We start from the raw sequence: 11526 nt of genomic DNA on the forward strand, positions 1-11526 counted from the left end.
TGGCAGGAGTAATCGTCTCATGAGCCTTCCACGGGTCGCCCTGATCGGCGAATGCATGATCGAGTTACAGCAGCATGCCGACGGCAGCCTGCGTCAGAGCTTCGGCGGTGACACGCTCAATACGGCGGTTTACCTTGCCCGATTGTTGGGTGAGCGGGCCAAGGTGGATTACGTCACGGCGCTGGGTGACGACAGCTTCAGCGATGCAATGTGCCGGATCTGGGCCGATGAGGGCATTGGTCTGGGCAAGGTGCAACGCCTGCCGGGGCGTTTACCCGGGCTCTACTGCATTCAGACCGATGCCAATGGCGAGCGTCGTTTCCTCTACTGGCGCAACGAAGCCGCCGTGCGGGACTGTTTCATGACGCCTGCGGCCGAGCCGATCCTCGCGGCGCTGGCCAGCTACGACGTGCTGTATTTCAGTGGTATCACCCTGGCGGTACTTGGCGAGCAAGGCCGCGCCCGATTGCTGGAAGCACTGGACCGTGCTCGTCAACGTGGGGTCAGGGTTGCCTTCGACAATAACTATCGGCCTCGGCTGTGGGCCAGCGTGGAGCAGGCTCGCGAGGCCTATCAGGCATGCCTGCAGCATGTGGATCTGGCGTTGCTCACCGAAGACGATGAGCAGGCGCTCTATGGTTATGCCGACAGTGAGCAATTACTGGCGGCCTATCGAGGTCGCGGCATCGGTGAGATCGTCGTCAAGCGCGGCGCGCAAAGTTGTCTTGTGGAAGCCGGCGGCGAGCGTTTCGACATTGCGTCGCAAAAGGTCGAGCGTGTCGTCGATACCACGGCAGCAGGGGACTCGTTCAGCGCTGCCTATCTGGCCGCCCGCCTCATGGGGGAACACCCGCGACAGGCTGCCGAAGCAGGTCATCGTCTGGCCAGTGTGGTGATTCAACACCCGGGTGCGCTGGTACCAAAATCGGTCATGCCAGTCTGATGGCACCTGCGACGGAACATGCAGTTGATCGGCTAACGCACTGACAGACAAGCATTTCGCTGGAACCTGCGCGCAAATCCGGCCACCATAGGCGACCTTTTTGCCTGCAAGCCATCCACCGGAGTCTGCGTGCCTGACGACCTTCCTTCTGCGCTTCCTCATGACCTGGATGTCGATCTCATGCCGCCTCGGCAACTGCCGTTTTTCAGGCGTCTGTTATCGCGCCTGATGGGCCGCGGCCTTACAGCGTTGGGCTCGCAGCACACGCCGTCGTGGTTCCAGGGCCATGCCGACGGCTATCTGAATGGGCACATAGAGGGCGTGCGCGAGGGTTATGCCGACGGCTACCTGGATGGTGAGGAAGCAGCGCGTCAGGTGCTGGTCATCAACGATACCCGGCCTGTCCGACATCGCGGCCCCAGAGTTGACGACCATCTGTTCGACGACTGGCGGCTGGCGCTCACGCCTGAACTGAAAAAGCGTATCAAGGCCGATGTCGCCGAAAAGCTCCCTGCGCATGCTCAGCCCAGCACGGCGCAGTGGAAGATGATTTTCAGCGATACGCCATCTACCTACGTCATTGCCGGGGCGGGCGCAGGCAAATCTACATCGCTGGTGCTGCGCATTCTGCTGTTGCATCACTACCTGGGCTTTGAACTGAATGCGATGACAGTCGTGACCTTCACCCGTGAGTCGCGCAAGGACTTCATCGGCAAGCTGATCGAGGTGATGGCCTTGTGGGGGCATGTGACGGGGCAGAAACAGGCTCGTGACCTGGTTCGCACCTTTCATTCGCGTATTCTGCCGCTGGTGCGCAGCCTGCCGGGTTTTGAGCAGCTCAGGGCGTTCGAGAACCTGAGCAGCCAGTCATCCGGCCTGGAAGAGGCGGACAGCAATCCTTTCGACCTGCGGATCAACGACGCGCAGCGTCAGCAACTCAATCTCTGCTACCGCGACCTGTACGCCGGCAATGAGCGTTTCCGCGAAGTCATGGCGCCGCTGTATCGCCATGCCTTGCAGCTCAAGGAACTGGATCGCGACCATCCTGACGTGCAGAAGCGTGTCGCGGTGACCGAGCTATCCTCGAAACGGGATGAGGAGTGGTGTGACACCGTCGAGGACTTGTGGATTCGCGCAGGAGCATGGCCTATAAAGGGCATTGAGCCTATGCGCCAAGCTGTTGAAATAAATGGATTTACCTTTTATTTTCACGGCTATATTGCCGAGCTGGACGCCTGGGTTGTGCTGGGCCTGGACGCCAGTGAAGACCAGCAACTCAAGCGGCCGGGTGCCAAATTGCCAGTGTGGGCCGAGGGGGTCATAAAGCGCACCCTGTTTCAAGCTTTCTGCAGTAAGCCTTTGATCTGGCTGGATAACTATCAGTCTGCCAGCAAGCTATTGCAGTCATTGGCGGGCGACGCAGTTGCCGGGCCCGGATTCGACTATCGGGTCAAGGGTGAGCTCGGTGCTGCGCCGCTACTGGACTGTTTTGTCACCGCCGCCAGCTTCATCGAGAACCTGGGACTGGATGTACCCAATGCCGTGTCCGAGATGAGCTTTGCCAGCGACGACCCGGATCGTTTCTTCTTCGAAGCGCTGAGTCTTTTCTGGAAAGCTTTCGAAACGCACCTGCTGGCTCAGTCGCCTCCGATCATGACCTATAACCGGATGTTTGCGTTGTTCGGTGAAACATCGCCGGAAAACCTCAAACACGTCAGCGACCAGATGCTCAGACCGCTGTCGCATTTGATGATCGACGAGTTCCAGGATGTGTCGCCGCAGATCGTCTCATGGATACGCGCCAGCCTGCGCGAAATCCGGCGTCGTGGTCCCGCTCTGCATACAGGCCGGATCGCTCAGCATTCATCACTGCTGTGTGTCGGCGATGACTGGCAATCGATCTACGGCTGGCGCGGCAGCTCACCCAAGTATTTCATGGAGTTCGCCAGGGAGTTTTCGTCACCGGCGACCACCAGAGTCATGCTCAGTGACAACTTCCGCAGCCATCAGCACATTATCGATGCCGCAGAGCATATTGTCCGGGCAGCTCCGGCGATTGCGGGCAAGAAGGCTCGTGCCAGCGGCATGCCGCAAGAGTTGCTGCCGGTCACGGTGCTGGATCGTGACGAAGACGAACTGGCCGAGCGTGTAGCCGAGCACTACAACGACGGTGACTCGATTCTGCTGCTGTACCGCAAAGGCAGCGAGAAAAGCCGGTTCTCGGAGCGTTTGCAGACATTGATCGATGCTGACGCGGCGATGGGCGCGCAAGGTCGTCGCATCAGGACGTTGACGTACCACAGTTCCAAAGGCTTGCAGGCGGATGCTGTGTTTTTGTTGGGCGACTGCCAGCATCTGACTGTCTCGCCTTACAAGAATCAGGTTTACCGTTTGGCAGGGCTGGGTGATGCGAGCGATCTTCAGCCCTTTGATACAGCGCAGAAGGATGAAGTCTTGCGCCTGGCTTATGTCGCCATTACTCGTGCGGCGCTGCATTGCTATTGGTATATCGATCAAGGCACCGGCGGCGGGGAAAGTGCCCAGATGCCTAAAGCTTCAGACAGAATTGCCCATGACAAGCCTTTCTTTGAAGACTTGCGCGGTAAAGTCCGAACAGGCTGAGGCTGTCATCTCAGGAAAAACCGGCGACCTGTTGCTGCGTATGAGTGCCGAACAATTCCAGCTCATCCTCGATGGCTTCGATGATGCGCTCTACATCTGCGGCATTCATCACCGTGGAACACGGCAGGCCTGCGATGGCGACGACTGTCTCACCGCTGGCGCGGTCGAAAAGTCGTGCAATCATGCTGCCGGGAGCATCCATCGAGGCTTCAAAGCCTACCGGATGGAAGTGCCAGCGCATCAGTTGGCACGCATTGGGGAATGTGACTTTGTTCATGACAATGGCCCACCTTAATCAATCGAGCATTTCCCTTGCTCCAATGGGTAGGCAGACAGCCAGAATTCGTCCGGTAAAGCATGATGCCGAGAAGATAATCAGCGCAGCGGACTATCGGTCGGTCGGGTTGCTTTCCAGCAGGATCGCTGAGCGGTCTGACGAGTACTGAAAATAGCATTTGCCAGCACCGTTCTGGAAAAATTTTTTATGACGCAGCACAAAAAAATCAATTATATGGCTGTCATCATCGCAAGGTATCAATGGGCACGTTCCATGCATTTGTCATTCACCCCGGAGAAGGCCCCGTAGTGAACTGAATTTGCTTGACGAAGGTGGTTTTCATGCCCGGTCTGGGGCAAGCTATCGATATTGACCCGAGGAGCTGAAAATGCTGAGAAAATCCCTTGCTGCACTGATGTTGCTGGCCTCGACCAGCCATGCGGCGGAGACGGTCAATATCTACAACTGGACGGATTATATCGCCCCGGACACTCTGAAAAATTTTGAAGCGGCCACCGGTTTCAAGACCTCTTACGAGACTTTCGAAACCAATGAGACGCTGAACACAAAGCTGATTGCTGGCCATTCCGGGTACGACCTGGTCTTTCCGTCCATTCATTTCATGGGTCGACAGATTGAAAACGGCTTGCTCAAGACCCTCGACAAACGGCAGCTCCCCAACTGGAAAAACCTCAACCCGGTTCTGCTCAAGGCACTGGAGGGCAGTGATCCGGGCAACCAGCATGGGTTTCCCTACCTGTGGGGCAGCACCGGAATCGGCTATGACATGGCGAAGGTCAAGGCCATTCTTGGCAAGGACACACCGCTTGACTCATGGGATCTGGTGCTCAAGCCGGAAAACATGAAAAAGCTCGCCCAGTGTGGTGTCGCTTTTCTGGACAGCGCACCGGCGCTGATCCCTATCGCTCTGAACTACCTCGGCCTGCCACCGCACAGCGAGGTGCCGGACGACTACAAAAAGGCCAAGGCGCTGCTGGATGAGGTACGGCCGTATGTGCGCAATTTCAGTTCAGCCGACTATATTGGCGACCTCGCTACGGGCAAGATCTGTGTGGCAGTGGGCTACTCAGGGGATATTTCCCTGGCGCAGGAGCAGGCCCAAAAAGCGGGTAACAACATCACAATCAGCTATGTGGTTCCAAAGGAGGGCGCGCCAATGTGGTTTGACATGATCGCCATCCCGGCTGATGCCCCTGATGTCAAAGGTGCCTACGCGTTCATGAACTACCTGCTGCGCCCGGAAGTGATCGCCAACATTACCAATACGGTGCATTACGCCAACGGTAACGAAAAGGCCGACGCCCTGATCAATCCCGGCCTGTGGACGGATACCACTGTCTATCCAGACGCCGACATGCTGAGCCGCTTGTTCGTGATGTCTCAGGTCCCGGTTAATATCGAGGCGTTGCGCCAGGGACTCTGGAAAGAGTTCAAGGCCGACAAGTAAGGCTGCGAGGCGACCGACGTCAAATGATATGCGCCTGATGCAGCTCGGTCAGTGCCTGAGCTTTCAGTCGAGCCAGTAACGGATCGCGGCGATCCCTTGGTGCTTGCAGCCCGACCGGCAGTTGCTGGGTGATCGTGCCGGGGCGGCTGCCCATCACTAATACCCGGTCGCTCAGGTACAACGCCTCGTCGACATCGTGAGTCACCAGCAACAGGGTGATAGCGTGACGCTCGGCCAATTGCAGCAGCAGGTCCTGAAGCTTCATTCGGGTAAACGCGTCCACTGCGCTGAAAGGCTCATCCAGTAGCAATACCGTAGGGTGCGAGTACAGACCGCGAGCAATGGCCACGCGTTGCGCCATGCCTCCGGACAATGCTTTTGGCAAGGCATCGGCGAAACCGGACAGGCCCACTTCCTCGATCAATTGACCGACCCATCTGCGGTCGTAGCCAGCATCGTCACTGAAGCCGATATTCTGTTCGACGGTCAGCCAGGGCATCAGGCGCGGTTCCTGAAACACAAACGCGACTTCTCCCTCAATGTTGTCCACCGAGCCACGAAAGTCCTGCTCCAGCCCGGCGACAATTCTGAGCAGCGTGCTTTTACCGCAACCGCTTGGCCCCAGCAGGCTGACGATCTCACCTGACTGTAATGACAGATCGATATCCTGCAGTATGGTATTGCCAGCGAATGCCTTGCGGTCTACGCGTATGTTCATCAACGATTCCGGCATCTATCGACCCTCGCGGCTTTGACCGGTGAATGTGTCCCGCCAGGCCAGAAAGCGTTTTTCCAGGCCTGCCAACAGGCCGTCGCTCAACTTGCCCAGTGTCGCCAGAACGATGATGGCCGCCAGCACGATGTCCGGGCGCGAGGTTTCGCGTCCATCACTGAGCAGGTAGCCCAGGCCTTTTGTGGCCGCGATCAGCTCGGCGGCTACCAGAAACATCCATGACAGGCTCATGCCGTTGCGCAAACCGGTGAACAGGCCGGGCAGGGCGGCGGGCAGAAGAATACGCCGGGTCAGGCGATAGCGACTGAAGCCATACATCTGGCCGACTTCCACCAGCTTTCGGTCAATGCCCCGAATCGCGGCCACGCCGTTGAGGTAGACCGGAAAAAACGCACCGATGGCGATCAGCACAATCTTGGATGTCTCGCCAATGCCCAGCCACAGCAGTAGAAGCGGCACCCAGGCCAGGCTGGGGATGGAACGAAGCCCGGCGAACGTCGGCTCCAGATACGCCTCCGCCTCACGGCTGAGCCCCACCCACGCGGCAAATACCAAGGCCAGGCTTGCGCCGATCACAAAGCCGCTGAGCACACGCAACAGGCTGGCACTTATGTGTTTCCACAACGCACCATCGGCCAGATCGCGCAGTGTCAGCACGATCTCGCTGGGTGCTGGCATCTGGTAGGAGGGCAGCCAGCCGATGCGCACGATAATTTCCAGCAAAACAATGATTACAGCGGGGACTACCAGGCCTTTGAGCGGCGTTTTGTAGCGCTGCCAAAACGTGCGCTGCGCCTTGTCAGGCAAGGCCGCCTGCGCACAGGCAGGCAGGGACTTGTCTGGGCTGGTCATGGCGTTGCGATCACGGCTTTGGAAAACTCTGGCGTGATCAACTGATCGATCACTTGTTCGACTTTCACGCCTTTGCGCACCAGGTCCTCGGACACCAGAATCGGTGCTGCGGACTTGGATGCTTCTACATCTTTTTCGCTCAGCTGCGGGTTGCTCAGGTCTGTGCGGGTCAATTGCAACCTGGCGACTTCCAGCGGCAGGCCTGACTCGTCAGCCAGCAATCTGGCCAATTCGTCGGGGTTCTTCAGCGCCCATTCGCGGGCTTTTTCATAAGCGCTCAATACCGTCCTGATCGCCTGTGGATGCTCCTTGGCGTAGGTTTCCGTGACGCTCAGTACGCCATAGCTGTTGAAGTCCTTGTTGCGGTAAAGCAGGCGCGAGCCGGACTGTATTTCACTGGCCGCCATGTGCGGGTCAAGCCCTGCCCAGGCATCTACGTCGCCTTTTTCGAGGGCGGTGCGTCCATCGGGATGCTGCAGGTGCAGCAACTCGACATCATCCTTTTTCAGCCCGGCCTTCTGCAGCGCGCGCAAGGTGAACAGATAAGGGTCGGTGCCTTTGGTGGCGGCGATTTTCTTGCCTTTGAGTTCGGCAACCGATTGCAGGGGAGAATCCTTGCGCACCACCAGAGCCGTCCATTCTGCCCGGCTGTAGACATACACCGATTTGATCGGGCTGCCGTTGGCCCTGGCCAGCACCGCAGACAGGCTGGCCGACGAAGCAAAGTCGACGCTGCCACTGTTCAGGTATTCCAGCGAGCGGTTGCTGCCCTGGCTCAACACCCAGGTGACTTTCGCCTCCGGCAGGGCTTTCTCCAGCCAGCCAAAATGCTTGAGCGCCAGGCTGACCGGCGAATAATAGGCGTAATCCAGGCGGACTTCGGCAGGCGCGGTTTCAGCGGCCTGTGCTACTCCCTGCAGGCTAATCGCCAATGTGCAGGTCGTTACCATCCAGCGAATCAGGGCTCGCGGCGTTTGCAACCAAAAAGAAATAGGGGGTTGTGGCATAGTGAGCGTCCAGATCGGGGAGACAAGGGCTGCAAGACTGGTTTGCATATTTCAAAAACAGCAGTCCAGAGAGCATGAAATTCACAAATGGAATATTGCATGCTCTGTGCCAAGGGTCCGGGTGCTTGAACAGCAAGGTATCAGGGCAATTTTCCAGTGTGAGTGATGTTGATCTGGCAGCAAGGTGTTGAACTGTTGTTGCCTGGTAAACAGTAAGGCTCACGGCCTGTTTTTCGACGATTTTCTGACAGTTTTTCTGCTTTTCGGGTGATTTTTTTCGCCAGGTTTGCAACAGAATCGTTTTTTGACACTCCTAATCGTCCACATTCTTAATTTCGAAACATGTGAGCACTAAGATTCGCGCGTGATCCATGAGTGTGCGCCCACTGCGCCCTTGGTTGACTGATCCGCAGAAATTCTTGGGGCGAGCTGCATAAGCCTGCGTATTCGCACCAGCCAGATGGCTGATCCCTTTCAAATGCGCACCGGACTCAGAAAATAATGAATATGCCGAAAATGCCTTCGATCACCCGACTCCAGCGCCGCATCGCATGGTGCTTCTTCCCATCATTACTGGTGGCTTCTGCCCTGGCCCTGTTCACCATGGGCAAGGGGGTTCATGCCGAGCCCAAGAACGGCACGCAGACACTGGTATTTCTTCGTCATGCCGAAAAACCGGCCATGGGGCTGGGGCAACTGAACTGCCAAGGGCTCAACCGGGCCATCGAACTGTCGGAGGTCTTGCCCAGGGAATTCGGCAAAGCTGACTTTATCTTCGCCGCCAACCCCAGCCGACACGTGGAAGAGGGTGAGGGCGACCTGTCCTACAGCTACGTGCGTCCGCTGATGACGGTAGGGCCCAGCGCAATCAAACTGGGTCTGCCCGTCAACCTCGACTTTGGTGCCAACGACACCGCAGACCTGGCCGATGAGCTGATGCGGGACAAGTACCACAACGCAGTTGTCTACACCGCCTGGTCGCATGGCTACCTGCCGGAGCTGATCAACAAGGTTGCTGAAGAAGCGTCCGGCAAGAGCACTAACCTGCTTGATGACTGGACGAACGATGATTTCGACTCAGTGATTGTCGTCACCCTGAAATGGGTCGATGGCAAGGCCACGCTCGATTACAAGAATCAAAAACAGGGCCTCAACAACGGCACCGAGACCTGCCCTGAGGCGACCTGATCTCGAACCACAAACGTTTTCAGCCGTTGAGCGACTTCATCGACTCCGGGCTGTAACGCTCGCCCGACACGGCCCCTTGCGCCGGGAAGATCGCATCCAGTTGAGCCAGCTCATCGGTACTCAGCGTCAATGAAGCTGCTGCCACATTGCTTTCCAGGTACTTGCGCTGTTTGGTGCCCGGGATCGGAATGATGTCGTCGCCTTGAGCAAGTACCCAGGCCAGCGCCAGTTGCGACGCGCTGACGCCTTTGGCCGCAGCCAGTGCCTTGACCTTTTCTACCAGTGCCAGATTGCGTTTGAAGTTTTCGTCCTGAAAGCGCGGGCTGAAACGACGATAGTCATCGGCAGCGAAATCGTCCGGGGTGCGCAATGCGCCAGTCAGAAAGCCACGGCCCAGCGGGCTGTAAGCCACGAAAGCAATACCCAGGCGACGGCAAGTGGCGAGCACATTGTCGTGCTCCGGATCGCGTGACCATAACGAATATTCACTTTGCACGGCGGCCAGCGGATGCACGTTGTGGGCTCTTTCGATGGTCGCTGCGCTGGCTTCGCAGATACCTATATGGCGAACCTTGCCAGCCTTGACCAGCTCGGCCATGGCACCGATGGTGTCCTCGATGGGCACATTGGGGTCGACACGGTGCTGATAGTAGAGATCAAGATAATCGGTATTCAGCCGTTTCAGGCTGGCATCGATGGACTGGTGAATGTACGCCGGGCTGCCATTCACGCCACGCGCATGCGGGTCATCGCCACGCACGATGCCGAACTTGCTGGCCAGGTAAATACCTTCGCGTTTGCCTTCAAGAGCCCGGCCGAGCAACGTCTCGTTGGTGTGCGGGCCGTACATGTCCGCTGTATCGAAAAAGGTGACACCCAGCTCCAGTGCGCGGTGCAAGGTGGCGATGGATTCCTTTTCGTCGATGCCGGTGGTGTAGAAGTCCGACATTCCCATGCAGCCCAGCCCGATGGCAGAAACCTGCGGACCGTGGTGACCCAGTTGGCGCGTGATCACAATGAACTCTCCTGATCGTTGAAAGAGCCATCAAGTCTCTACGCTTTGGCTGGCGCAATAAACCGGGTGTTTCTTATTTCACTGTTGTGAAAATCCGAATAATTAACGTTCACAAAGCGCGAGAGCGTGCGGCGTCAATCCGACAAACCGTACTAGTCATAAAATCACGAGTGGAGTACAAATGTACTCCATGAGCACATTATCTCCCCGTCGCAGCGCAATCCTTACCTTCATCCGCGATCGCATCGCGCAGCAAGGGCAATCGCCGAGCCTGGCGGAAATCTCCGAGGCTTTCGGTTTTGCTTCACGCAGCGTGGCGCGCAAGCACATTGTGGCCCTCACAGAAGCCGGTCTGATCGAGGTCGTAGCGCACCAGGCCCGGGGTATTCGCCTGCTCAACAGTGAGCCACGGCCCGAATTGCTCGAACTTCCGGTATTGGGGCGCGTAGCTGCGGGCGCACCTATCGGGCCGGACCTCGATATTCACACCACACTGCATCTGGACCGCAGCACGTTTACCCGTGTGCCGGACTACCTGTTGCGCGTGCAGGGCGACTCGATGATCGAAGACGGTATCCTTGATGGCGATCTGGTCGGCGTGCACCGTAACCCGCAGGCCAGTGACGGCCAGATCGTCGTTGCCCGCCTGGACGGCGAAGTCACTATCAAGCGCCTGCATCGCAGTGCCGATCAGGTGCGCCTGTTGCCGCGCAACCCGGCCTACGAACCGATCATTGTCACGCCTGATCAGGACTTCGCCATCGAAGGCGTATTCTGCGGGCTGGTCCGGCGCGAATGATGGGCGCGGTGGTCAGCCTTGACGCCTTGCTGGATGAGCGCAGGGTCTGGAAAGGCCGTCAGCAGAGCGCGCCGCAGGTCAGCCCGCACCCCAGTGGCCATGCGCTGCTCGATAGCGCCTTGCCCACTGGCGGCTGGCCTGCTGCCGCCCTGACTGAAATTCTCATCCCGGCCAATGGCAGTGGGGAATTGCGTCTGCTGTGGCCAAGTCTGGCAAGGTTGTCCGCGATCGGTGAGCGCATTGTGCTGGTTGCACCGCCCTACATTCCGTACCCGCAAGCCTGGCTGGCCGCCGGGGTCGATCTGCGCCAATTGGTCGTCATCGAGGCCGGTCCGCGCGATGCCCTGTGGGCTGCCGAACAGTGCCTGCGCTCCGGCAGCTGTGGCGCGGTCGTGTGCTGGCCCGGCATGGTCGATGACCGTGCGCTGCGACGTTTGCAGGTCGCTGCCGAAACCGGGCAGACCCTGGCGTTTGCCTGTCGCCCGCAGCAGGCCGCCGCCAATCCGTCACCGGCGGCCCTGCGCATCGCTGTCGATACCCGTCCTGCACAATTGCGGGTGCTCAAGTGCCGTGGCGGGCTTGCGCCGCCTTTCCCCATTCCATTTTCGACCGACGCCTGAGG

Annotated in this window: 12 protein-coding genes; 6 read left to right on the top strand and 6 right to left on the bottom strand. The window is 58.3% G+C overall.

Annotation, left to right across the window (positions count from 1 at the left end; all coding sequences use genetic code 11):
- Window positions 1–19: 19 nt before the first annotated feature.
- Entirely contained in the window at window positions 20–943 is a 924-nt protein-coding gene (locus RYB66_RS06850; RefSeq protein WP_002553706.1) for a sugar kinase, read from the top strand.
- Window positions 944–1072: 129 nt separating this feature from the next.
- A complete protein-coding gene (locus RYB66_RS06855; protein WP_016981275.1) occupies window positions 1073–3565 on the top strand; it encodes a UvrD-helicase domain-containing protein in 2493 nt (830 codons plus the stop codon).
- 10 nt (window positions 3566–3575) lie between these two features.
- On the opposite strand, the gene RYB66_RS06860 is transcribed toward RYB66_RS06855, so the two are convergent.
- Complete coding sequence (locus RYB66_RS06860; protein ID WP_002553708.1) at window positions 3576–3842, bottom strand: DUF1652 domain-containing protein; 267 nt, start codon at window positions 3840–3842, stop codon at window positions 3576–3578.
- A gap of 388 nt (window positions 3843–4230) precedes the next feature.
- Here RYB66_RS06860 and RYB66_RS06865 point away from each other — a divergent pair, with 388 nt between their 5' ends.
- The gene (locus RYB66_RS06865; RefSeq protein ID WP_005777506.1) at window positions 4231–5310 is read left to right on the top strand and encodes a polyamine ABC transporter substrate-binding protein; all 1080 of its coding nucleotides are present in this window, start codon (window positions 4231–4233) and stop codon (window positions 5308–5310) included.
- Between the two features lie 19 nt (window positions 5311–5329).
- On the opposite strand, the gene RYB66_RS06870 is transcribed toward RYB66_RS06865, so the two are convergent.
- The 4 genes from RYB66_RS06870 to RYB66_RS06885 are packed head-to-tail and all read right to left on the bottom strand — an operon-like array spanning window position 5330 to window position 8194.
- The gene (locus RYB66_RS06870; RefSeq protein WP_005777504.1) at window positions 5330–6043 is read right to left on the bottom strand and encodes an ABC transporter ATP-binding protein; all 714 of its coding nucleotides are present in this window, start codon (window positions 6041–6043) and stop codon (window positions 5330–5332) included.
- Entirely contained in the window at window positions 6044–6895 is an 852-nt protein-coding gene (locus RYB66_RS06875; protein ID WP_005743638.1) for an ABC transporter permease, read from the bottom strand. It lies immediately after the preceding gene.
- The gene (locus tag RYB66_RS06880) at window positions 6892–7902 is read right to left on the bottom strand and encodes an aliphatic sulfonate ABC transporter substrate-binding protein (RefSeq protein ID WP_005777502.1); all 1011 of its coding nucleotides are present in this window, start codon (window positions 7900–7902) and stop codon (window positions 6892–6894) included. Before RYB66_RS06880 ends, RYB66_RS06875 begins: the two co-directional genes overlap by 4 nt.
- Complete coding sequence (locus RYB66_RS06885) at window positions 7817–8194, bottom strand: hypothetical protein (protein WP_155276258.1); 378 nt, start codon at window positions 8192–8194, stop codon at window positions 7817–7819. Before RYB66_RS06885 ends, RYB66_RS06880 begins: the two co-directional genes overlap by 86 nt.
- A 209-nt stretch (window positions 8195–8403) precedes the next feature.
- On the opposite strand from RYB66_RS06885, the gene RYB66_RS06890 reads away from it, so the two are divergent.
- Entirely contained in the window at window positions 8404–9090 is a 687-nt protein-coding gene (locus tag RYB66_RS06890; RefSeq protein ID WP_016981277.1) for a hypothetical protein, read from the top strand.
- 19 nt (window positions 9091–9109) lie between these two features.
- Here RYB66_RS06890 and RYB66_RS06895 read toward each other — a convergent pair whose 3' ends face one another.
- The gene (locus RYB66_RS06895) at window positions 9110–10105 is read right to left on the bottom strand and encodes an aldo/keto reductase (protein WP_005777499.1); all 996 of its coding nucleotides are present in this window, start codon (window positions 10103–10105) and stop codon (window positions 9110–9112) included.
- Window positions 10106–10286: 181 nt separating this feature from the next.
- Between RYB66_RS06895 and lexA the strand changes: the two genes are divergently transcribed.
- Together lexA and imuA are read left to right on the top strand one after the other, a co-directional pair.
- Window positions 10287–10904, top strand: coding sequence for a transcriptional repressor LexA (gene lexA / locus RYB66_RS06900; RefSeq protein ID WP_010202582.1), 618 nt, complete (start codon window positions 10287–10289; stop codon window positions 10902–10904).
- Window positions 10904–11524: a translesion DNA synthesis-associated protein ImuA gene (gene imuA, locus RYB66_RS06905; RefSeq protein WP_005777496.1), complete on the top strand. Its 621-nt coding sequence runs from the start codon at window positions 10904–10906 to the stop codon at window positions 11522–11524. The genes lexA and imuA overlap by 1 nt, the downstream gene beginning before the upstream one ends.
- Window positions 11525–11526 lie beyond the last annotated feature (2 nt).

Origin of the sequence: Pseudomonas syringae group sp. 243L2 (assembly GCF_032587875.1) — a bacterium.
Classification (GTDB): domain Bacteria; phylum Pseudomonadota; class Gammaproteobacteria; order Pseudomonadales; family Pseudomonadaceae; genus Aquipseudomonas; species Aquipseudomonas amygdali.